General features: G+C 63.3%; 23 protein-coding genes. 14 read left to right on the top strand and 9 right to left on the bottom strand.

What is annotated here, in order from left to right; all coding sequences use genetic code 11:
• Positions 1-269: 269 nt before the first annotated feature.
• The 13 genes from AC0Z42_RS05130 to AC0Z42_RS05070 all read left to right on the top strand — a co-directional run bounded on the left by AC0Z42_RS05130 (position 270) and on the right by AC0Z42_RS05070 (position 11,769).
• Complete coding sequence (locus tag AC0Z42_RS05130) at positions 270-647, top strand: helix-turn-helix domain-containing protein (RefSeq protein WP_485467160.1); 378 nt, start codon at positions 270-272, stop codon at positions 645-647.
• Between the two features lie 203 nt (positions 648-850).
• Positions 851-1,810, top strand: a complete 960-nt coding sequence (trbB, locus tag AC0Z42_RS05125; RefSeq protein WP_485467159.1) for a P-type conjugative transfer ATPase TrbB — start codon at positions 851-853, stop codon at positions 1,808-1,810.
• 10 nt (positions 1,811-1,820) lie between these two features.
• Complete coding sequence (gene trbC, locus AC0Z42_RS05120; protein WP_485467158.1) at positions 1,821-2,249, top strand: conjugal transfer system pilin TrbC; 429 nt, start codon at positions 1,821-1,823, stop codon at positions 2,247-2,249.
• Positions 2,250-2,251: 2 nt separating this feature from the next.
• Positions 2,252-2,563 (top strand): conjugal transfer protein TrbD, encoded by a 312-nt coding sequence (locus AC0Z42_RS05115; RefSeq protein ID WP_485467157.1) that lies wholly within the window; start codon positions 2,252-2,254, stop codon positions 2,561-2,563.
• Entirely contained in the window at positions 2,560-5,097 is a 2,538-nt protein-coding gene (locus tag AC0Z42_RS05110) for a VirB4 family type IV secretion/conjugal transfer ATPase (protein ID WP_485467156.1), read from the top strand. The genes AC0Z42_RS05115 and AC0Z42_RS05110 overlap by 4 nt, the downstream gene beginning before the upstream one ends.
• Complete coding sequence (locus AC0Z42_RS05105; RefSeq protein ID WP_485467155.1) at positions 5,094-5,858, top strand: VirB8/TrbF family protein; 765 nt, start codon at positions 5,094-5,096, stop codon at positions 5,856-5,858. Before AC0Z42_RS05110 ends, AC0Z42_RS05105 begins: the two co-directional genes overlap by 4 nt.
• An 11-nt stretch (positions 5,859-5,869) precedes the next feature.
• Positions 5,870-6,769 carry a P-type conjugative transfer protein TrbG gene (trbG, locus tag AC0Z42_RS05100; protein WP_485467154.1) on the top strand — a complete coding sequence of 300 codons (900 nt, stop codon included), beginning with the start codon at positions 5,870-5,872 and terminating at the stop codon, positions 6,767-6,769.
• A 13-nt stretch (positions 6,770-6,782) separates the two neighbouring features.
• Positions 6,783-7,259, top strand: a complete 477-nt coding sequence (locus AC0Z42_RS05095; protein ID WP_485467153.1) for a conjugal transfer protein TrbH — start codon at positions 6,783-6,785, stop codon at positions 7,257-7,259.
• Positions 7,256-8,614, top strand: coding sequence for a TrbI/VirB10 family protein (locus AC0Z42_RS05090; RefSeq protein WP_485467152.1), 1,359 nt, complete (start codon positions 7,256-7,258; stop codon positions 8,612-8,614). The genes AC0Z42_RS05095 and AC0Z42_RS05090 overlap by 4 nt, the downstream gene beginning before the upstream one ends.
• Before the next feature lie 18 nt (positions 8,615-8,632).
• The gene (trbJ, locus tag AC0Z42_RS05085; RefSeq protein WP_485467151.1) at positions 8,633-9,394 is read left to right on the top strand and encodes a P-type conjugative transfer protein TrbJ; all 762 of its coding nucleotides are present in this window, start codon (positions 8,633-8,635) and stop codon (positions 9,392-9,394) included.
• 10 nt (positions 9,395-9,404) lie between these two features.
• The gene (gene trbK, locus AC0Z42_RS05080; RefSeq protein WP_485467150.1) at positions 9,405-9,614 is read left to right on the top strand and encodes an entry exclusion lipoprotein TrbK; all 210 of its coding nucleotides are present in this window, start codon (positions 9,405-9,407) and stop codon (positions 9,612-9,614) included.
• Between the two features lie 5 nt (positions 9,615-9,619).
• Positions 9,620-11,272: a P-type conjugative transfer protein TrbL gene (gene trbL / locus AC0Z42_RS05075; RefSeq protein WP_485467149.1), complete on the top strand. Its 1,653-nt coding sequence runs from the start codon at positions 9,620-9,622 to the stop codon at positions 11,270-11,272.
• A 32-nt stretch (positions 11,273-11,304) separates the two neighbouring features.
• Positions 11,305-11,769 (top strand): transglycosylase SLT domain-containing protein, encoded by a 465-nt coding sequence (locus AC0Z42_RS05070; RefSeq protein ID WP_485467148.1) that lies wholly within the window; start codon positions 11,305-11,307, stop codon positions 11,767-11,769.
• Between the two features lie 349 nt (positions 11,770-12,118).
• On the opposite strand, the gene AC0Z42_RS05065 is transcribed toward AC0Z42_RS05070, so the two are convergent.
• From AC0Z42_RS05065 to AC0Z42_RS05025, 9 genes are all read right to left on the bottom strand, one after another.
• Entirely contained in the window at positions 12,119-12,304 is a 186-nt protein-coding gene (locus tag AC0Z42_RS05065; RefSeq protein ID WP_485467147.1) for a hypothetical protein, read from the bottom strand.
• Between the two features lie 32 nt (positions 12,305-12,336).
• Positions 12,337-12,525, bottom strand: coding sequence for a transposase (locus AC0Z42_RS05060; RefSeq protein WP_485467146.1), 189 nt, complete (start codon positions 12,523-12,525; stop codon positions 12,337-12,339).
• A 99-nt stretch (positions 12,526-12,624) separates the two neighbouring features.
• The gene (locus AC0Z42_RS05055; protein ID WP_485467145.1) at positions 12,625-14,226 is read right to left on the bottom strand and encodes a methyl-accepting chemotaxis protein; all 1,602 of its coding nucleotides are present in this window, start codon (positions 14,224-14,226) and stop codon (positions 12,625-12,627) included.
• 49 nt (positions 14,227-14,275) lie between these two features.
• Positions 14,276-15,262 carry a xylose isomerase gene (locus AC0Z42_RS05050; protein ID WP_485467144.1) on the bottom strand — a complete coding sequence of 329 codons (987 nt, stop codon included), beginning with the start codon at positions 15,260-15,262 and terminating at the stop codon, positions 14,276-14,278.
• Complete coding sequence (locus AC0Z42_RS05045; protein ID WP_485467143.1) at positions 15,259-16,533, bottom strand: NAD(P)/FAD-dependent oxidoreductase; 1,275 nt, start codon at positions 16,531-16,533, stop codon at positions 15,259-15,261. The genes AC0Z42_RS05050 and AC0Z42_RS05045 overlap by 4 nt, the downstream gene beginning before the upstream one ends.
• A gap of 2 nt (positions 16,534-16,535) precedes the next feature.
• Positions 16,536-17,558 (bottom strand): ABC transporter permease, encoded by a 1,023-nt coding sequence (locus AC0Z42_RS05040; RefSeq protein WP_485467142.1) that lies wholly within the window; start codon positions 17,556-17,558, stop codon positions 16,536-16,538.
• A gap of 30 nt (positions 17,559-17,588) precedes the next feature.
• On the bottom strand, positions 17,589-19,154 hold the full coding sequence (locus AC0Z42_RS05035; protein WP_485467141.1) for a sugar ABC transporter ATP-binding protein: 1,566 nt from the start codon (positions 19,152-19,154) through the stop codon (positions 17,589-17,591).
• A gap of 77 nt (positions 19,155-19,231) precedes the next feature.
• Positions 19,232-20,158, bottom strand: a complete 927-nt coding sequence (locus AC0Z42_RS05030) for a sugar ABC transporter substrate-binding protein (protein ID WP_485467140.1) — start codon at positions 20,156-20,158, stop codon at positions 19,232-19,234.
• 223 nt (positions 20,159-20,381) lie between these two features.
• On the bottom strand, positions 20,382-21,413 hold the full coding sequence (locus AC0Z42_RS05025; protein WP_485467139.1) for a LacI family DNA-binding transcriptional regulator: 1,032 nt from the start codon (positions 21,411-21,413) through the stop codon (positions 20,382-20,384).
• A gap of 168 nt (positions 21,414-21,581) precedes the next feature.
• Here AC0Z42_RS05025 and AC0Z42_RS05020 point away from each other — a divergent pair, with 168 nt between their 5' ends.
• Positions 21,582-22,448 carry a MurR/RpiR family transcriptional regulator gene (locus AC0Z42_RS05020; RefSeq protein ID WP_065307743.1) on the top strand — a complete coding sequence of 289 codons (867 nt, stop codon included), beginning with the start codon at positions 21,582-21,584 and terminating at the stop codon, positions 22,446-22,448.
• The last annotated feature ends 5 nt before the right edge of the window (positions 22,449-22,453 follow it).

Raw genomic sequence — 22,453 nt, 5'->3', positions numbered from 1 at the left:
ATTTTGATAGATTACTCTACCAATTTTTAAGCAAGTGATGATACTTGAAAAATTTAGATGTTAAGCCGTCGATTCTATTGTAATATAGGCAAAATTTTTCTTAAAATTTTCTGAATCCGTATTTATTACAGACTGGTCTGTCTGATGAGTTTCGATATCAAAAGTGCATACGTATCACAGACATTCGCGTCTCAAGCCCCAGCCTACAATGAGCCAATACCAGCGAATCAGGATACCTCCACCATATCTACGTAAGGTTCGAACTATCTGTGTACAACCAAATCTTCTTCACCAACGTCCTGCGCGTGCTCGACGAACTTGGCATCTCCAAGAACGAACTGTCCGACCGTGCGGGCATGTCGGTGTCGTTCCTGTCCGACCTGACCAACGGCAAGGCCAATCCCTCGCTCAAGATCATGGAGTCGATCGCCAAAGCCCTCGACGTCGCGTTGCCTGCCCTATTGGAAATTACCGACCTGGATAAGGAGTCGCTGGACATGCTCGCCGGCGGCAAGGCGCCAACCAGCTTGCCACCCGGTTATGTGCGCGTGGCAGCGGTACTGACCGAATACCAGGCGTTTCAGGTACGCCAGTGGAATGAGGCAAACCGCCAGCAGATCGCGGGCGGCAAGCCTGAGGATAGCTGACGCGCGGAAATGCCAGCTCCGCTGTCCACATATTTTCCGAAACGCCATATCCTCCGTGAAATAGTCAAGCGGATTCGGCGCTAAACACCGAACTCATCAACAAGCTTGCGGCTGACCTTTGCGCTAGGTCTAAGCCTGTCGTTTTTACCGGTATATCCTTTGCATATCTGACATTGCCTCGATGCAGTAGGAGGATACCGATCATGGCTGATACGGAAGATTTCTCGACGCTGAAAGACCGCGCGCGGCGCAAGCTCGAACGCGACATGGGTCCCCTGCTGGTGGAGGCGCTGAACGATCCGCGCACCGTGGAAGTGATGCTCAACGCCGACGGCAGGCTGTGGCAGGAGCGGCTCGGGGAACGGATGCGGTGCATCGGCACCTTGCGCGCGGCGCAGGCCGAAGCCATCGTCAAGACCGTGGCAGGCTATCACGGCAAGGAGGTCACGCGCGGCAAGCCGCTGCTGGAAGGCGAATTGCCACTCGATGGCTCGCGCTTCGCGGGCCAGCTGCCGCCAGTCGTCCCCTCCCCTACTTTTTCCATCCGCAAGAAAGCCATCGCGATCTACACGCTCGACGAGTATGTCGCCGCAGGATCCATGACAGCGCGCCAGTGCGCCATCCTGCGCCAGGCTGTGGCTGGCCACCGCAATATCCTTGTCACCGGCGGCACCGGCTCCGGCAAGACTACCCTGGTCAACGCCATCATCAACGACATGGTGGCCTGCGATCCCGGCGAGCGCGTGTTCATCATCGAGGACACCGGAGAAATCCAGTGCGCTGCCGAGAACTTCGTGCAGTACCACACTTCCTTCGACGTCTCCATGACGGCGCTGCTGAAAGCCGCCCTGCGCATGCGCCCTGACCGCATCCTGGTCGGCGAGGTGCGCGGCCCCGAGGCGCTGGACCTGCTCGACGCCTGGAACACGGGCCACGAAGGTGGCGCGGCCACGCTACATGCGAACAATCCGGCGGCTGGCCTGGTGCGCCTCAAATCGCTTATCAGCCGCAACCCTTCGGCGCCGGCAGACATCGAGCCGCTAATCGGCGAGGTGGTGCACATCGTCGTGCACATTGCCCGTACTCAAGCTGGCCGCCGCGTGCAGGAAATCCTCGAAGTGGCCGGCTATGCGGACGGCCGCTATCTCACCCACGTACTGTAAGGAGCTGACCATGATCATTTTCCTGCCTGGCCCACCTAGCCAAAACCTCCGCAAGGCCCAATTCTGGCTGTGCGCGGCCATCATGCTGATGTTGTTTCTGTCGCTGCCGCACCAGGCGCATGCGGCCGCCGGCACCGGCGGCTCGCTGCCCTATGAAAGCTGGCTGGAGAACCTGCGCAACTCCGTCACCGGCCCGGTGGCCTTTGCCCTGTCCATCATTGGCATCGTCATCGCTGGGGGCGTGCTCATTTTCGGCGGCGACCTGAATGGGTTCTTCCGCACCCTGATCTTCATCGTGCTGGTGATGGCGCTGCTGGTAGGCGCGCAGAACGTAATGAGCACCTTCTTCGGGCGCGGCGCGGAAATCGCGGCATCTAGCGATACGCTGTGCGGCGCCATCCGCCTTGCCGCTGCGTGCAGCGGCGCACGGATGGCATAGCCATGGCACTGCGCGCCATCCCCATCCGCCGCGCGGGCAACCGGCACAACCAGTTCATGGGCGGCGACCGGGAGCTGGTCATGTTTGCCGGCCTGCTGGCCTTCGCGCTGATTTTCAGCGCGCAGGAACTGCGCGCGACGGTGGTGGGGCTGCTGCTGTGGACAGGCGCGCTGTTCGCCTGCCGTCTGATGGCCGCGCATGATCCGATGCTGCGCCAGGTGTATCTGCGCCACCGCCGCTACCGGCGCTACTACGCCGCGCGCAGCACGCCCTTCCGCGTCAACCCGGACAGCCAGGGGAGGCAATACAAATGACCGAAGCGATCTCCTTCGCCACGGCAGCCTGCGGCGCCATGATGCTCGCCATGCTGTACGCGCGCATCCGCACAGCCAGCGCCGGCATGCGGCTGGACAAACACCGCTCGCACGACGCCGGGCTGGCCGATCTGCTGAACTATGCCGCCATGGTCGACGACGGCATCATCGTCGGCAAGAACGGCGCCTTCATGGCGGCCTGGCTGTATCGCGGCGGCGACAATGCCAGCAGCACGGAAGAGCAGCGCGAACTGGTCTCGTTCCGCATCAACCAGGCCCTGTCGGGCCTGGGCAGCGGCTGGATGATCCACGTCGATGCGGTGCGGCGGCCCGCGCCAGGCTATGCGCCGGCAGGCCTGTCGCACTTCCCCGATCCGGTGTCCGCCGCCATCGACGAGGAGCGCCGCCGCCTGTTCGAAGGCCTGGGCACCATGTATGAAGGCTACTTCGTCCTGAGCGCCACCTACCTTCCGCCGCTGCTGGCGCAAAGCCGGTTCGTCGAGCTGATGTTCGACGATGAAGCGGCGGCGCCCGGCCAGCGGGCGCGCACGCAGGGCCTGATCGACTACTTCAGCCGCGAATGCGCCACCATCGAGTCGCGCCTGTCGTCGGCCGTGGCGCTCGAGCGCCTGCGCGGCACGCAGGTGGTGGGCGAGGATGGCGGCACCGCCACGCACGACGCGCTGCTGCGCTGGCTGCAGTTCTGCGTCACCGGCATCAATCACCCTGTTATCCTGCCGCGTAATCCGATGTACCTGGACGCCGTCATCGGCGGCCAGGAGCTGTTCGGCGGTGTGGTTCCCAGGATCGGCCGCAAGTTCGTCCAGGTGGTCGCCATCGAGGGCTTTCCGCTCGAGTCCACGCCCGGCATCCTGACCGCGCTGGGCGAACTGGCATGCGAATACCGATGGTCCTCGCGCTTCATCTTCATTGATGCGCACGAGGCGACCCGGCACTTGGACAAGTTCCGCAAGAAGTGGCGCCAGAAAATACGCGGCTTCTTCGACCAGGTCTTCAATACCAGCACCGGCCCCGTCGACCAGGATGCGCTGTCGATGGTGGCCGACGCCGAGGCGGCCATCGCGGAGGTGAACAGCGGCCTGGTAGCACAGGGCTACTACACCAGCGTGGTGATCCTGATGGACGAGGACCGGGACCGGCTCGACGCCGCCGCGCGCCAGGTCGAGAAGGCCATCAACCGCACCGGCTTTGCGGCGCGCGTGGAGTCGGTCAACACCATGGATGCCTACCTGGGCAGCCTGCCCGGCCACGGCGTAGAGAATGTGCGGCGCCCCTTGATCAACACCATGAACCTGGCCGACCTGCTCCCCACGAGCACCATCTGGACAGGGCTGGACAAGGCGCCCTGCCCTTTGTATCCGCCGCTGGCACCGGCCCTGATGCACTGCGTGACGCACGGCGACACGCCATTCCGTCTGAATCTGCATGTGCGCGATTTGGGGCACACGCTGATGTTTGGCCCGACACGCAGCGGAAAGTCGGCGCACTTGGGCCTGATCGCCGCACAGCTGCGCCGCTACCACGGCATGTCGGTGTACGTGTTCGACAAGGGCATGTCCATGTATCCGCTGGCCAAGGGCATGGGCGGCAACCATTACACTGTGGCGGGCGACGGCGACAGTCTTGCCTTCTGCCCGCTACAGTTTCTCGCCACGCGCAGCGACCGCGCCTGGGCCATGGAGTGGATCGACACCATCCTGGCGTTAAATAATGTAGACACCACGCCGGCCCAGCGCAACGAAATCGGCAACGCCGTCATGAGCATGCATGCCAGCGGCGCGAAGACCCTGTCGGAATTCGCACTGACGATCCAGGATGAATCCGTACGCGAAGCGATACGCCCCTACACGGTCGACGGCAGCATGGGCCACCTGCTCGACGCCGAGGAGGACGGCCTGTCGCTGTCCGACTTTACCGTGTTCGAGATCGAGGAGCTGATGGGCATGGGCGAAAAATATGCGCTGCCCACCCTGCTGTACCTGTTCCGCCGCATCGAGCGCAGCCTGCAGGGCCAGCCCGCCGCCATCATCGTCGACGAAGCCTGGCTGGCGCTAGGCCATCCGGCCTTCCGCTCGCGCATACGGGTCTGGCTGAAGGTGCTGGCCAAGGCTAACTGCCTGGTGCTGATGGCCACGCAAAGCCTGTCAGACGCGGCCAGCTCGGGCATCCTCGACGTGATGGTGGAGTCGACGGCCACCAAGATTTTCCTGCCCAACGTCTATGCGCGCGACGAGGATACGGCGGCGCTGTACAGGCGTATGGGCCTGAACGCGCGCCAGATCGAGATCCTTGCCACCGCCATCCCCAAGCGCCAGTACTACTACGTCTCGGAGAGCGGACGGCGCCTGTACGACCTGGCGCTGGGGCCATTGGCCATGGCCTTTGTTGGCGCCACCGACAAGGAATCGGTCGCCGCCGTCAAGGCGCTGGAGGCCAAGCATGGCGGCGCGTGGACCGGCCCATGGCTGGCCAGCCGGGGACTTAACCTGGACGATTACGGAGGCGCAGCATGAACCTTGCCCGCTTATTCAGCCCCCGCCGCGCCGCCGCAAGCGGCGAGGCGCCAGCACAGGACGATTACCTTGACGGCGGGCGCCGTAAAGGCGAAAGCGACAATCCCTACCTGTCCGCGCGGCGCACCTGGAACGACCATGCCGCGCAAGCCGCGTCGTCGCGCCAGTCCTGGCAGCTGCTGGCCGTGCTGTCGCTGCTGGTGGCGCTGGCGGCCGTCGGCGGCATGGTGCATGTCGCCGGGCAGTCCCGCTTCGTGCCTTATGTGGTCGAAGTCGACAAGCTGGGCCAGCCGGTGGCGGTGGCGCCAGCGCAGCAGGCGCTCGCAGCGGACCCGCGCGTGGTGCGCGCCGCCGTCGCCGCGTTTGTCAGCGACGCGCGCCTGGTCACGCCGGACATCGCGCTGCAGCGCAAGGCCATCTACCGGCTGTACTCGATGCTGGCGGCGAACGACCCGGCCACGGCCAAGGCGAACGAATGGCTCAATGGCACCGATCAAAGCAGTCCGCTCAAGCGGGCCGCCATGGAAACCGTCAGCACCGAAATCATTTCCGCGCTGCCGCAGACGGCCGACACCTGGCAGGTGGACTGGACGGAAACGGTACGCGACCGCCAGGGTGTGCTGAAGGCGGCGCCGTTCCGCATGCGTGCCCTGCTGACCGTCTACACCGTGGCCGCCACGCCGCAGACGACGGAAGAACAGCTGCGCAACAATCCGCTGGGCATCTATGTCCGCGATTTTTCCTGGGCAAAACAGCTCTGAGGAGGCACGCCGTGAAATCCATCTCCCTTCTTTTGATACTGTGCCTTGCCGCCGCAGCGGCAAGAGCCCAGAACGCGCCGGACAGCAAAAGTGTCGCCGACAGCTATTTCTCGGGCAAGGACCTGCCGCTCACCAAACAGGAAAAGGACGCGATCGCCATTGCGCAGCGCTGGCGCAGCGGCGGCGGCACCGGCGTGCAGCCCGTGCCCGGCGAAGACGGCACGGTGCGCTTCCTTTTCGGCGCACAGCAGCCCGGCATCGTGTGCGCGGTACTACAGGTCTGCGATATGGAGCTGCAGGCGGGCGAGCAGGTCAACTCCATCCACCTGGGCGACACGGCGCGCTGGACGGTGGAGCCGGCGATCACCGGCAGCGGCCCGGCCGAAGTCCAGCACCTCATCATCAAGCCGCTCGACGTGGGGCTGGAGACCTCGCTGATCGTCACCACCAGCCGCCGCACCTACCATGTCCGCCTGCGCTCGCACCGCAGCCAGTTCATGCCGCGCATCGCCTTTACCTACGTCGAGGATGCGGCAGCCAAGTGGGACGCGCTGAAGGTCCGCGACAACAAGGAAAAGCAGGAACGCACCATCGCACAGACCGGCGAGTACCTGGGCGACCTGAGTTTCGGCTATGCGGTGACGGGCTCCGCCCCCTGGAAGCCCGTGCGCGTGTACAACAACGGCAGCAAGACCATTATCCAGATGCCGCTGGCGATGGCGCAGACCGAAGCGCCCGCGCTGCTGGTGGTGCGCAAGGACGGCGGCCTGTTCCGCGACGACGAAACGGCGATGGTGAACTACCGTGTGCAGGGCGACCGCTACATCGTCGACACGGTCTTCGACAAGGCCATCCTGATTGCCGGCGCGGGCCGCACGCAGGACAAGGTCACCATCACGCGGGAGAAATAGCATGCGGCCCCTGATGCTTGCACCCCTGATATTGACACCCTTCCTGCTGGCTGGCCTTGCGGGCTGCGCCTCAAACCGCATGGCCGACACGCCCGCTTACGGCAACCTGCTTGCCGCGCCGGTCCCCGCGCAGGAAAGCGGCATCGCCGACGATGCGGCCGCGCGGCTTGCCGCCAGCTACCCGCCAGCACAAACGCGCTTCGCGCTGCAGCATGCGGCGCAGGACGGCTTCGGCACGGGCCTGCTGGCGCGCCTGCGGGCGCAGGGCTACGCCGTCGCGGAATTCAGCCCCCAAACGTCCGCCGCCGCGACACAGCCAGCGGCTGCCGATGCCATTGCGCTGCGCTATGTGCTGGACATGGCCGCTCCGCCAGTCCTGGCGCGCCTTACCCTGTATGCGGGCGGCGAATCGCTGAGCCGTGCCTATCTTCTTGAAGGCGGTGAGGCGCGGCCGGCCAGCGCCTGGATACGCAGGGGGGCGGCACCATGAGCGACGATGACGACATGTCGCCGGATGCCTCGCCCGGCAGCGTGCGCAAAAAATCGGGCGTCAAGCGCGTCAACAACCTGCCCGTGTACCTGGTGGGCGGCGCCTTGGGCATTTTCCTGCTGGTGATGGGGCTGGTGGCGTGGGACCGCTCAGCCCAGCAAAACCGCCCGCCAGATCCACTGGAAGCAAAGGCAGGCAGCACCAGCATGTTCGCCAGCGAGATCGCCGGCAAGGAAAAGGACGGCTTCGTCGCCCCAGCGAAGCCCGCAGCTCCGCCATTGCAGGAAACCCAGCCGCCGCCAGAAGCCATCATCGTGGCCCGTCCCGATGACCTGGAAGCGCCGCCCCGCCCGCCCGGCGGCCCGCAGCCAATGGATGAGCAGCACGGCATGGACGAGCGCGAGCGCCTGCGCATGGACAAGCTGCGCCAGCTGGACGAGGCGGTCCGTGCGCGCACCACGGTGCAGGCCACCGCACCGCGCAGCGCCGGTTCCTCACCTGCCGCCGGCGCGCCGCTCAGCCGCGAAGATGCTCTCACCCAGATCGCCGCCCTGCAGCAGCAGGCCGATGCGCAGAGCCGCGACAACCCCACCAGCGCCTACATGGCACGGCTGCAGCAGCTGCAGGCTGCGGGCCTGGGCGACACTGGAACACGGCCGGTGGCGGCAGAGCCGCTCATGGTAGGCGGCAAGGACTACCGCCAGTTCGACGCCCAGGGACGGGGCGACCGCTGGCGGCTCGATTCGCGCGTGGAAGCGCCCCGCTCGCCCTATGAACTGCGCGCCGGCTTCATCGTCCCGGCCATGCTCATTTCGGGCATCAATTCCGACTTGCCGGGCCAGATCGTGGCGCAGGTGAGCCAGGACGTGTTCGACACCCCGACCGGCAAATGGCGGCTGATCCCGCAAGGGTCCCGCCTTGTTGGACAATACTCAAGCGACCTGATCTACGGACAGTCGCGCGTGCTGGTGGCCTGGCAGCGCATCGTCTTCCCGGACGGCAAGGCCATGGACATCGGCAGCATGCCCGGCGCCGACAGCGCCGGCTACGCGGGCCTGCGCGACCAGGTCAACAACCACTACTTTCGCCTGTTCTCCTCCGCGTTCCTGATGTCGGGCATCACGGCGGGCATCGCCATCAGCCAGCCGCAAACGCTGAACCAGGGCACGCGCCAGAGCGCCAGCAGCGCCATGAGCGAGGCGCTGGGCCAGCAGCTTGGCCAGGTGACGGCCCAGCTGATCGCCAGGAACATGAACATCGCGCCGACGCTGGAAATCCGGCCCGGCTACCGCTTCAACGTGATCGTGACCAAGGACCTGACCTTTTCCCGCCCCTACAAGGCGTTTGACTACTGACGGCAAGGAGCAATTATCATGGACAAAACTTTAGCAGCTAAAATTCTGGCAGGCATGGCCCTGTGCATCCCCGCCGCCCTGCAGCCAGTGCGCGCCGCGCTGCCGGTAATCGATGCCAGCAACCTGTCGCAAAACAGCGTGAGCGCGCTGGAAAACGTGGCGCACACCCTCAAGCAGATCCAGCAGTACCGCACCCAGCTGCAGCAATACCAGAACATGCTGCAAAACACCGCCGCGCCACCATCGTTCATCTGGGACCAGGCCACCCATACCATGAACCTGCTGCGCCGCGAGATCGATACACTCAGCTACTACAAAAGCAGCCTGGGCAGCATTGACGCCTACCTGCGCAAGTACCGCAGCGCCAGCGACTACCGTGGCTCACCCTGCTTCTCGGTGCGCGGCTGCACCCAGGCAGAATGGAACGCGATGAGCGACGCCCAGCGCCTCGGCTCGGACGCGCAGAAGCGCTCGACCGACGCCCTCTTCCGGGGTCTGGACCGCCAGCAGGATGCCATGGAAGCCGACGCGCGCAAGCTGATGCAGCTGCAATCGGCAGCCCAGGGCGCCAGCGGCCAGATGCAGGCCATCGGCTACGCCAACCAGTTGGCCAGCCAGCAGGCCACGCAACTGCTGCAGATACGCGGCCTGCTAATCTCCCAACAAAACGTCATCGCCACGCGCTACCAGAGCCTGGCCGACCGCGAAGCGATGCAGCGCGCCTCGGACGAAGTAGTACTGAGCAACACCTATAAACCCAGCCCCGTGCGCGGCTGGTAAGGAGATTGCCATGCGCCAGCCGATCATATTGCTCGCGGCCCTGTTCCAACTTGCCGCGTGCACGCCGAGCGACCCTGCGGACTCGTTGCCGCCTGTGACAGCGGAAAACTGCGAGCCGGAAGCGATTGCAAGAATCAAGGACCGGAAGAGCCGGAACCAATTTGAAGATTTGTGCGTGCGGAGATACAGTTTTCGTCCCAGTCCACCGCGTGGATGGTGAGGTGCATGATGAAAAATGCCAGTATCGCCAAAACATCAACGGCTACTACCTTGCTACGCGTAGTGTTAATACTCTCGCTGCTGCTTGCCCCGCTCTTAGCCCGGGCAGAGATCGACAGCACAGGGGTACTTGATAACGTTCTGTCGCGCTACTCTTCGATTGCAGCTACCTGGGCAGGAACGATCACAGCGCATGCGACCCGTCTTTTCTGGACGCTGGCCACCATCAGTATGGTGTGGACATTCGGCATGATGGCCTTGCGTAAAGCCGATATCGGGGAGTTCTTTGCCGAATTCGCGCGCTTCACCATTTTCACTGGTTTCTACTGGTGGCTGCTTCGAAACGGCCCCGCCTTTGCGACGTCCATCATGGACTCTATGCGCGTCATTGCCGCCAACGCCAATGGCTCCAGCACCATCCTATCGCCGTCAGGAATTGTCGATATCGGTTTTGATATTTTTGCCATGGTGCTTTCGAAGTCAACCGTCTGGTCGCCCTTCAGCAGCGCGGTTGGCGTGGCTATCAGCCTGATCACCTTGATTGTTCTGGCTCTGATCGGTGTGAATATGCTGCTGCTTCTGATCAGCGGCTGGATACTGGCCTATGCCGGCGTTTTCTTTCTTGGCTTCGGCGGTTCCCGCTGGACCTCGGACATGGCCATCAACTACTACAAAACCGTGCTGAGCATCGGCGCACAACTATTTACCATGGTGCTACTGGTAGGAATTGGAAAGTCGTTCATGGACGAGTTCTATACGAATATCAGCGCCGCCTACAAGATGAAAGAACTGGCCGTGATCATGGTCGTCGCCATCATCCTGCTCGCCTTGGTCAACAAGGTTCCGTCGCTGGTGGGTGGGCTGGCCATGGGCGGTGGAACCGGCGCACTGGGCAGCGGTTTCGGTGCAGGAACAGCCCTTGGCGCCGCAGCGATGGCTGCAACAGCCGCCGCAACGGCCGGTGCTGCGGTCGTCGCAGGAACGGCGAACGTCGCTGGCGGTGTGCAGGCACTGATGGCAGCCGTATCCAAGGCTAACGCAGCGGAAAGCGCTGGCGGCGGCGCGCGCGACTTCGCAGCATCGGCCGCAGGCGGAAGCAGTGAACAAGCAGCCAGTACTGGCACAGGCAGCGGCGCACTGGCAGCGGCCATGGGCGACACCGCGCAGGCGGCAGGCAGCGATACCGATACTGGAAGTCGAGTTGCAGAAACGAAGTCAACAGATAGCGCTCCGCAGACAGCGCCGCCTACCGCTTCGCCTTCCAAGCAGCAGAGCGCGAGCGGATCTTCCAATGCGGGCAGCGGTGAAAAAACAGGGCAACGTCCAACGACAGCGGTACCCGGCATTGGCACTCCGGCCGCAGCGGCGGCGCTAGCGGCGAAGACGGGACGGATTGCAGCAAGTGCAGCGGCCAGCTTGGCGCAGGGAACCTGGGAGGTTGGCAAGGCAAAGGTTGGACAGCGACTTTCGGCGACAAGCGATCGCGTCAGCAAAACCATCGGTGGCCAGATCGCCGCCGCCATCAGGTCACAAGACCTTGCTGGAGCGCCAGATAGCGGAGCATCAGGGCTGGATGATGACAGTATCTCTAAAGGAGCCAACACCGCGGCAGATCCAGCAGACGAAGTCGCGGCATTCCGCGACCGCAAGCCTGAATAGCACTAGAAACCTCATCATGATAGAGAAACGTCATGCTTGACCTCCCTCCCCTGGAGCAGGAGCGGATCGTGTGTTCTATCACGGCCGCAATCAAATACCAAGTGCCCGCCAATATTCTTCTGGCGATCGCGGAAGAGGAAGGAGGCAAGCCTGGAATGGTTGTCATCAATAAAAACGGGACCTATGACATTGGTCCGATGCAGTTCAATTCCGTCTATTTACATGATCTACAAAAATATGGAATCTCTCCGGCACATGTCGCTGCGAACGGATGCTATCCGTATGATCTTGCCGCATGGCGGTTGAGGCAACATTTATTGCGTGGCACAGGGAGTGTTTGGGCAAGAGCGGCCAACTATCATTCTCGAACCAACAAATATAATTTTAAATATCAAAAGCATATCATCATGGGAGCGCACAAGTGGGCGCTGTGGCTCGAAGCGAAATTTCCTGCTTCTAAGCTGGCGACGAGTACTGCAGTCGCAGTCTTAAAGTAACAAATAATTATCTGAGCACACTGTGATACGCCATCCATACGCCTCATGTCGTTTGGCTGTATTGAGGATCGCGCCCGTCAAGTGCCGTGTAACGTTAATAGCGGACAGTGTGGTCTCAAGCTACCCGCGCTTTTTGCCTAAATTTCTGGAAAACAGCGCGCATGGAACATTGCCCAAGCGCGACATGAACGGTTCATTCCTAACTGCTTCACCAGTTCTTGATAGTCGTGTATGCAATATCGGCTATCAAGGTCGGAGTCAGGAATCAGGCCCGGCGCAGGGAGTTTGTTACGCACGGCCTTCCACAACGCGTTACCGCCAGCGTTTGTGTCATGCGCTCGTCCATCGCTTAGCTCACCAACTCGCAGGTGAACGCGTAGATGCCGGCCAGGTAAAGCCCGGTTTCGCCTCTGACCATATAGCTGATGTCGGTCACCCAGGTATCGTTCGGCCGGGTCGCCGCGAAGGTCTGATTGAGCCGGTTGTCCGCCACCACAAGATCATGACTTGAGTTGGTGATGGCCTCGACCAGCACTTTGCGCAGCCTGGATTACCTCGGCCTCAAGCTCAGGCACAGAGCGGCTTTCTTGAACCACTGGGTGACGTACCGCCTCTCGCAGCATCCCCCCAGTTATCCAGCGTGCCCTTGGAAAGGGCCTGACGCAATGCAGCGTCTTCCAGCGTCAGATCTTGGATCAGAACCAGTTTTACCGCATCTGCACGAAGCTCGGGTATGTAGGTTTTTGAACGTGTCACAAGCTCTCCAATTGGTGAAGTTTAGCAACCTGGGGGGCGAAAAAATCCAGGATACCTCAGTCGCGCAAGTTCCGGCGCAATTGCCCTCTTGTTATGACCTCATAAAAGGCGCATCATGGCCGCTCCACCGACCAGGGGGCGCGCCATCGCAGCCTGATCGTCCTCGCGCTCCAGCCTGAAAGTACCAACCACCCGGCGCAGTTCGCCGGCTTGGTCACGCATGGCTTGCGCGGTGGCGGCCGCCTGCTCCACCAGCGCGGCGTTCTGCTGCGTGGTTTCATCCATCTGCGAGATCGCCAGGTTGACCTGCTCGATGCCCAGGCTCTGCTCCTGGCTGGCGCTGGTGATTTCGGCCATGATGCGCGTCATCTGCGCCACGCTGTCAAGCACTTCGCGCATGCTGCCGCCAGCCTGACTGACCAGCATATTGCCGGCTCCCACCTTTTCCACCGAATCGCCGATCAGCGCCTTGATCGAGCGCGCCGCCGTGGTCGAACGCTGGGCCAGCGCGCGCACTTCGTTGGCCACCACCGCAAAGCCACGGCCGTCCTCGCCCGCGCGGGCCGCCTCGACGGCCGCGTTCAGCGCCAGCAGATTGGTCTGGAAGGCGATGCTGTCGATCTCCACGATGATGTCGGCGATCTTGCGCGACGAGGCGTCGATCGCCGCCATGGTGCCGACCACCTGCGACACCACGGCGCCGCTTTTCTCGGCCACCGCCGAGGCGGTCGCCGCCAGCGCATTGGCCTCGCGCGCGCTGGCCGCATTCTTGCGCACGGCGCCCGTCAATTCTTCCATCGCGGCGGCCGTCTGCTGCAGGCTGCTGGCCTGAGCTTCGGTGCGGCCAGACAGGTCCAGGTTGCCGGCGGCGATTTCACCGGAGGCGTGGCCGATGGCCTCGGTGCCGCGCCGCACTTCACCCACGATCACGGCCAGGCCCGCGCTCATCTCGTCGATGGCGCGCAGCAGTTGACCGATTTCATCGCGGCCATGGCGCCCGGCGCCGGCGCTCAGGTCGCCGCCAGCCACGCGGCGGGCGCTGGCCACGGCCGCGTTCAACGGCCGCACGATGCCGCGCACCAGGAAAAACGCCACCACCGCCGCCAGCAGCAGGCCGATCACGATGCTGGCCGCCATGCTCAGCAAGATGCCGTCGTGGCGCTGCAGGCTGCGTTCGTATTCAGTGCGTGCCAACGTCACCTCCAGGTTGCGTAACGCCGCCACGTTCTGCGCCACCGTCTGTGACAGCGCTTCGGTTTCCTTGCCGATCATGGTCGCCGCATACGGTCGGCCATCGACCAGCGCGGCAATCGCCGGCAGCAGCGATTCTTTCTCCAGGCGACTGCGGCTGGCGTCGAACTTGTCAGCCAATACTTTTTCTTCCGGACTCAAGCCGCCGGCCAGGTAGGCTTGCCAGTTGCGCTTCATCTCGGCGATGCGCCTGCCGACCAGCGCGCTGCCTTCTTGCACCTTGTCGGCGCGCGGATCCTGCAGCATCGACGCCAGCGCCAACTGGTTCAGGTACAACGCGCTTTCGATGCCGGTGACTTTTTCCAGCGCCAGGGTGCGGTTTTCATACACGGTTTTCAGGCCCTCATTGCTGCGGCCCATGCCGTATAAACCCAGCACGCCGATGGCCACGACCAGCAGCGACAGGAATGCGATAACGCCAAGCAGGCGCGATTTGATCGAAAGACCCATGGTATGTCCTTGTGGTAGCGAAGTGGCAAAGCGAAGAAAGCGGGTTGGATCAGGCGTGCTGCAGCTGCGCCAGCCAGCGGGCACAGGCGACGTTTTGCTCAAGAATGGAATAGCGGGTGGCGCCGCCGTAATCGGCAAACGGGATGAATTCGCAGCTGATCTGCGCCAGGGGGCTGCTGCGATGGGCCTTTTTCCAGGCCAGCAATTGCGTCACTGCCAGTTTCCACGGCGTCAGTTCGGACTCGTCCCATGGGCCGTGATAGCTGCCCGGTGCCGGTGGGGTGAACGGATACTGGATGCCGCGCCCCGCCAGTTCGCCACGCCGCATCCAGGGATTCGGCACGCCCGGCGACTGCACGCTGCGCGCATGCGCGTGGACGACCCAGCCGCGCGCCAGCCATTGCGCGTACAGGCTGGTGGCGCTATCGGGATGCAGCAGCGCATGACCACCATCGTCAAGTCCCGCCAGGCCGGACAGCGCCAGTTCTTCCTGGTTGCCCAGCTTGAACAGCAGATGGGAATGGTCGAGCGTCAGGCGCAACGGCACGCCGCGCCGCTCCAGCCAGTCGCCCAGTTCGGCGACCCGGCCGAACTGCTCGGTCCACATGTCGACGTGCACTTCCAGCGACGGCAGGCAACCGCTGCGCACGCCAATCTCCATCAGGCGCAGGTAAAACTCGCCCATGCGCTCCAGGGTCAAGGCAACGCCGGTCTGGTCGCGCGCAAACACCTGGCAGTTGAACACGCGGCAGCCCAGCGCGGCCGCTTCGCCGTTGCGCGCCGCATATTCCGGCAGCGTGTCGTCGCCGAGGCAAAAAATGCCGCCCATCACGCCGATCGGCACGCCATGGCGTTCGCTGGCGCGGATCACGGGCAGCACGTCGTCGCCCGGCCACAGGTTCACTTCGGCGTAATCGAAGACGCCTGCCTTGGCCACGCGTGCAAAACGCTCGTCGAACGACAGCGCCGGCAAGCCATCATGTTCCAGCACGCCATCGATATTGATGCCGATGGCCATCAGCCGCTTGCCGGTCATGCCGCCTCCTTCATCATCGACAGCAGTTTCTTGAGCGGCTGGGCAGGGTCCGCCAGCACCGCAGGGTCAAGCCGGACGCGCCCTTCGACCAGCTTGCGCATGATCTTCAGGTCGCGCGTGACAACGCTGGCCGGGCCGAAGCCGCTGGCGCCGACCAGCACGCCGTCCCGGTCCAGGAAAAACAGCAGCAGCGCGCCTTCGCCCGGCACGCGGCTCACGCAGCTGGCCGCCAGCGACGGTTCGCCCGACACTTGCAAGGTATGGTCATACTGGTCGGACCAGAACCACGGCGACTCGCCATAGGCGCTGGCCGCGCCCAGCATATTGGCCGCCACCACGCAGGCCTGGGTTTCGGCGTTATGCCAGGTTTCCTGGCGCATCGCCAGGCCGGACAAGCTTGAAGGGAACTGGCACACATCGCCGGCCGCAAAAATGGCAGCGTCGCTGGTTTGCAAGCGGCTGTCGACCACGATGCCCTGCTCGACGTCGAGCCCGCAGGCGCGCGCCAGTTCCAGCCGCGGCGCCATGCCGATACCGGCCACGATCACGTCGGCCGCAATGCTGTCGCCATCGGCCAGCAGCAGCGCCAGCCTGCCGTCGTCGCGCTGCACGATCTCGACCGGCTGCGTGCCGCAGCGGATGCGCGTGCCGCGCGCCGCGTGCAGGGCCTGCACCAGGCTAGCCACCGATTCGGGCACGGCGCGGCCCAGCAGGCGCGGCGCGCCTTCGACCAGCTCCACGTCGCAACCCGCCTCGCGCGCGCTGGCCGCCACTTCCAGGCCGATAAAGCCGCCGCCGACCAGCACCACCCGCGCCCCGGGGCGCAGATGGTCGCGCAAGGCAAGCGCATCGGCGTGGGTGCGCAACGACAATACGCGCGGATGCTGCGCGCCCGGTATCGACAAGGTGCGCGCCGCGCCGCCGGTGGCCAGCAGCAGGCTGCGGTAGGCGATGGTGCCGCCGTCGTCCAGGCTGATCGAGCGCGCGGCGCGGTCGATGGCGTTCACGCGGCAGCCCAGGCGCAGGGTGACGCCGGCCTCGTGCCAGGCGTCAAGCGCGGCCAGCTGCATGGCGTCCATGCCGGTCTCGCCGGACAGCACCGATTTCGACAGTGGCGGGCGTTCGTAGGGTGCCAGCGGCTCGTCGCCGATGACGGTGATGGCGCCGGTCCAGCCCAGGTTGCGCAAGGCCAGCGCGGCGCGTCCGCCGCAGTGGCCGGCGCCGATGATGACCATGCCGACCTGTGCCGATGAAGTAGCGAGGGCGTCCATGATCAGCGCTTCTTCTGTTTGCGGATCTGGTCGGCGACCACCGCGATGACGATGATGGCGCCCTTGATCACTTCCTGGAAATAGGAATCGACACCGAGGAAGGTAAAACCGCTGGCGATCACGCCCAGTATCAGCGCGCCGATAACGGTGCCGGTAATGCGGCCCACGCCGCCCGACAGGCTGGTGCCGCCGATCACAGCTGCGGCGATGGCGTCCAGTTCATACGACACGCCCATGCCGGACTGGCCGGTCTGAGCACGCGCCGAGCCGATCACGGCGGCCACCCCGGCCAGCACGCCGGCAATGGTATAGACGATCACCAGGTGGCGCTGGATATTGATGCCCGACACGCGCGCCGCCACCGGATTGCCGCCGATCGCATAGGTGCGCTTGCCAAAACGCGTATAGCGCAGCAGGATATGGAAGAACAGCGCCGTGACCAGGAAAATGATCACCGGATTGGCGCCCGAGCCGATCCAGCTATAGCTGTCGGTCAGGGTGCTCACTGGCTGGCCGTGCGTGTAGAGCTTGGCCAGGCCGCGCGCCGACACCATCATCCCGAGCGTGACGATAAAGGCCGGTACGCCGGTCTTGACGATCAGGGTGCCATTGATCAGGCCCACCATGGCGCCCACCGACAGGCCGGCCAGCACCGGCAGCAGTACCGGCAGGTCCAGCAGCGCGGGATAGATGGCGCGGGAGGCGTCGGACGACTGCGCCAGGCTGGCCGCCACCATGGCCGCCAGCGCCACCACCGAACCGGACGACAGGTCGATGCCGCCGGTGATGATGATGATGGTCACGCCGATGGCGATCAGGCCGATCTCGGACACCTGCAAGATCATGATCAGCAAACCGGTGGGGTTGCCGAGAAAGCTCTGGCCGCGGAAATACCAGCCCAGCAGTTCGAAGGCCAGCGCGATGCCCAGCAGCACGCACAGGATGCCCAGTTCGGGTGGCCATTTGAAGGCGCGCTGGAGGGGCGGCTTGGCCGCGTCGGTAAGAATGGCTTGTTGCGATTGCATGATGGATGTCTCCTGCTTGACGGATGATTTTTATTGGAATGTGGGTGCCGGGGGCGGTGGCGGCACGACGCCGGAAGCGAGCGAAAGAATGCCTTCCTGGCTGAAGTCGGCGCGCATTACCTCGCCGCTGACCCGGCCTTCGTGCATCACGATGACGCGGTCGCTCATGCCCATTACTTCGGGCAGTTCGGATGAGATCAGGATGATGGCCGCACCGGCCTGCGCCAGTTCCGTGACCAGCTTGTGGATCTCGGCCTTGGCGCCGACATCGACGCCGCGCGTGGGCTCGTCGAGGATCAGGATGCGCGGACGGTTCAGCAGCCAGCGCGCGATCAGCGCCTTTTGCTGGTTGCCGCCACTGAGGTTGCCGATAATTTCCTGCAAGTTCGGTGTCTTGATCTTCAGGCGGCGGCTCATGTCGTGGCAGGCCGCATCGAGTTTTTTCTGCTGCACGAAGCCGCACCATGTGTAGTCTGACAGCACGGTGATATCCATATTGCTGGCCACGTCCAGGCCCAGGAACAGGCCCGATTTCTTGCGGTCTTCGGTCAGCAGCGCCAGGCCGGCGTGGATCGCCTGCTTGGGCGTACGGAAACGCTCGGGTTTGCCGTCGATAAAAATCTCACCGGAATCGGGCGGGGCGATGCCGAACAGCGACTCCATCACTTCGGTGCGGCCCGCACCCATCAGGCCGGCCAAGCCGACGATCTCGCCATAACGCACGTCGAAACTGACATCATTGAACCAGCCTTTGCGGGACAGGCCGCGCAGCGACAGCGCTACCGCGCCGATCTCGGCGTGGCCTTTGGGAAAGACTTGGTCCATCTCGCGCCCGACCATCGCCGCGATCAGCGAACTGGCGTTCATGCTGGCGGCCGGCTCGGTCAGGATATGGCAGCCGTCGCGCAAAATCGTGATGTCGTCGGCGATACGAAACACCTCGTTCATCTTGTGGGTAATATAGATGATGGCCTTGCCGGCGCGCTTCAGGCTGGCGATGATGTCGAACAGGTGCTCGACTTCTTTTTCCGTGATGGCCGAGGTAGGCTCGTCCATGATCAGCACTTGCGACTCGTAGGAAACGGCCTTGGCGATTTCGATCATCTGCCGGTTGGCGATGCTCAGCTCGCCCAGCATGCATTCGGGATCGACCGCGATATTCAGGCGACCCAGCAGGTCGCGCGTGTCCTGGTTCAGCCTGGCGTGGTTGACGATGCCGAAGGCATTGACCGGTTCGCGGCCGATCCAGATATTCTCCGCCACCGTCATGTCCGGCAGCAGGTTCAACTCCTGGTGGATCATGGCAATGCCGTGATCGAGCGCTTCGCGCGGTGAGCGCAGCTTCAGGCGCTTGCCGCGGAAGGTCAGGGTGCCCTCGTCCGGAATATAACTGCCGGCCAGTATCTTCATCATGGTCGACTTGCCGGCGCCGTTCTCGCCCATCAGCGCGTGCACCTCGCCAGCGCGCACTCGCAAACTGACCTTGTTCAAGGCCACCACGCCGGGAAAGCGCTTGCAGATATCGCATGCCTGCAGCAAATACTCGCGCGCATCCGCCGCCGGCATGGCTGGCGCCATGGCATCGTGAAATGTCATCTCTAACCCCTCTGAAACATGAATGTCTGACTGCCGCGCCCGGCGCCTGGTGGCGGCGGGCGCTTGTTACGCGGATATCAGTTCTTGCTGATGTACTTGGCGATGTTGTCCTGCACTACCAGCTCGTACGGGATCATGTTCATGTCGGGCAGCTTTTCTTTCTTGACCATTTTCATGGCCGCCTGCACAGCACCCGTGCCCTGGCCCTTGGCATCCTGAAATACGGTCAGCGCCAGTTCGTTCGATTTCATCGACGACAGTGCATCGGGCGTAGCGTCGACGCCGGCCACCAGCACGGTTTTCGGCGAGACCTTGGCTTGCTTCATGGCGATCAGCGCACCGAGCGCCATCTCGTCGTTATTGGCGGCAATCGCATCGATCTTCACGCCGGCGCTTAGCCACTTGGCCATCAGGTCGATGCCCTTCTTGCGGTCGAAATCGGCGACCTGTTCCTCGACGATCTTGATGCCAGGGAATTTCTTCGCCACTTCCTTGACGCCCTTGGTACGATCGATTGCCGCATCGCTCGACAGCGCGCCGACCATGATGGCGACATTGCCTTTGCCGTTCAGGCGGCGCGCCAGCTCTTCCATCTGCAAGCGGCCGGCCACCAGCGAATCGGAACCAACAAACACGGTGCCGTTACCCATTTTTTCGTCCGGCTTGCGGTTTACGTAGACCAGCGGAATGCCGGCCTTGCGGGCCGCTGCGGAAATGCGCTTGGTAGCGGCCGTGTCGACCGGATTGACGACGATCGCGGAGACGCGCTGGGCGATGAAGTTTTCAACCTGGCTGACCTGGCGGCCGACATCGTTGTTGGCGTCTTCGAACTGGATCTTGACCTTCTGGCTTTCCGCTTCCTTGGCCATGCCGCCGCGCACGATGGTCAAAAAAGTGTCGAAGGCGGACAGCGACACGCCAATCGACGGCGTCTGGGCGAAAGCGCTGGCAGGCAGGATGGCAGCGGTGGCGAAGGCCAGGAAGATGCGGCGGCTCAGTTTCATTTTGTCTCCATTATTGTTTATCGTTATGGTCATTCATCACTCAGATACGTCTCTTTGCGAGGACTGTTCATGAGCTGATACCCATCGTAGATCATGGAAAATCAAAATGCAATAAATATTTCAGTTTTATTTTAATACAGAAAAAATATTTCATATTTTGGAAGACGGCTTTGCCAGGCAGTGCCATGACATGCCAGCAAGCACGGCCAGCACGGGGCAAAAGTCAGACGCTTTCGGCCGTATGCAAATCAAAGGACAGCGGCTCTGGCGCCGCCAGGGACGGGCCGTGCTCGTCGCACGACAGGGCCATGGCGCGCACGGCGGCCTGCGCAAGGCGCTGCTGCGGCGTGGCGATGACGAGGTCGACAATGCCGTCGATCAGTGCCGAGCGCGTTACCGGCACCAGCTCATTGACCACCACCACCAGGCCCTGCGCCGGCATCTCTTCCCGCAGCGCGCGCACCACGCCGGCCGAGCCTCCGCCGGCAACGCACAGGCCGACCATCTGGGGATGCGCAGCCAGCAGGTCGAGCACGGTTTCCTGCGACAGGTCCTGGTCTTCCAGGTTGGTGTGTGCCTCGAGCACGCGAAAGTCGGGCGCATGTTCGCGGAAGTACGAGCGAAAGCCGCTCTCGCGGCTTTCCTGGCCCAGGTATCGCTGGCTGCCGATCAGGATGCCCACTTCGCCCGCGCGCGGCGCCATGCGTGCAATAGCCCAGGCGGCCGTGCGACCGGCCTTGCGGTTGTCGATGCCCAGGTAGGCACTGCGAAGGGGCGAGCTGACGTCCGACAGCAAGGTGAACACAGGTTTGCCCAGCGCGCGCAACGCATTGATGGCTTCGTTGACGTAAGGATGGTCGAGCGCCACCACGGCCAATGCGTCGACCTCCATGCCGACGGCGTGGATGCGCTCGGCGATCAGGCGCGGCACCAGCTGGTCCATGAATTCCACGCGCGCCTCGCAGCGCAGGCCGGCATGCTGTTCGGCCGCTTCGCGCAGCTCCGTGGCCAGCCCCTGGTAAAACGGATCGTCCTGTTTTTGCAAGCAAAAGCCCAGGGTCAGCAGTGGTGCGCGTTCGAGCAGGCGCCGGCGCATCAATTCAGTGGCGTGATAGCCGATTTTCTGTGCCGCCAGCACCACGCGGTCGGCGGTGCCGTCCTTGACGGGCAGGCGGCTGTTGAGCACCCGGTCCACGGTGGCGACGGATACCCCGGCGGCCTGGGCCACCGATGTCATGGTTGGGCGCTTGTTCAACGGCTCTCCTGCGGGACGCGTGCATGATGCTGAATCATCGTGCAGGCAGGATAATGGAGTCGCGCCTGCAATGCAATATTTTTTGCCGATTCGGCATAATTCGAAATTTCCTTCTATACGATAGAATCGCGCCTATAATTTATATTAATGGAAACAGAAGGAGCAAGCATGGCTGAAGTCGCCGCGATCGACCAACTGATACAGCAAATCGCCAACGAATACGAAAGCTTGTCGCGCCAGCTCAAGCTGATCGCCAAGTACGTGGAGCAGCACCGCTCCAGCCTGATGTTGGAGCGCATCAGCGACATCGCCGCCGCCTGCGATGTCCAGCCGTCGGCCATCGTGCGCTTTGCGCAGCGCTTTGGCTATTCGGGCTTCAGTGAAATGCAGGAAGTGTTTCGCCAAGCGTATACCGAGCAGACGAGCGCGCCGCCGAACTACCAGCAGCGCATCCGCAAGCTGATCGTCGACGGCGACCGGCAATTGAGCGCCGGCGACATGACGCGCGCCTTTATCGGCGCCAGTTATGCCGGTCTCAACGACCTGGCGGCCGGCCTCGACGACGTCCAGCTGGAAGCGGCCGTCACCTTGCTGCAGCAAGCCGACAATATTTACGTGGTCGGCGTACGCCGCTCGTTTCCCATCGCCTCGTATATCGCTTATGCACTGGAACATACGGCCAAGCGGGTCCACCTGGTTTCAGGCCTGGGCGGCATGCACCGCGACCAGATGCGCAGCATCCGCAGGGGCGACGTGGCGATTGCCATCAGCTTCGCGCCCTACGGCAAGGAAACCCTGCAATGCGCGCGGCTGGCGCAGGACAATGGCGCCAAGGTGCTGGTCATTACCGACAGCAAGCTGGCGCCCCTGGCGCGCGCGGCCGATGCCTTGCTGACGGTCACCGAAGGCAGCGCTTTTGCCTTCCGCTCGCTGACCAGCACCATCTGTCTGTGCCAGGCGCTGTTCATCGCCCTGGCCTACCGGCTGGAATCCGACATCAAGGAAATTACCCCTCCAGGCGAAGAAACCGACTGAGGCGG

It is taken from the genome of Janthinobacterium sp. 1L-D-8-B-C4 (genome assembly GCF_057291295.1).
Note: the sequence above shows the minus strand (reverse complement) of the source record. Positions and strands in the feature narration are given on the sequence as shown.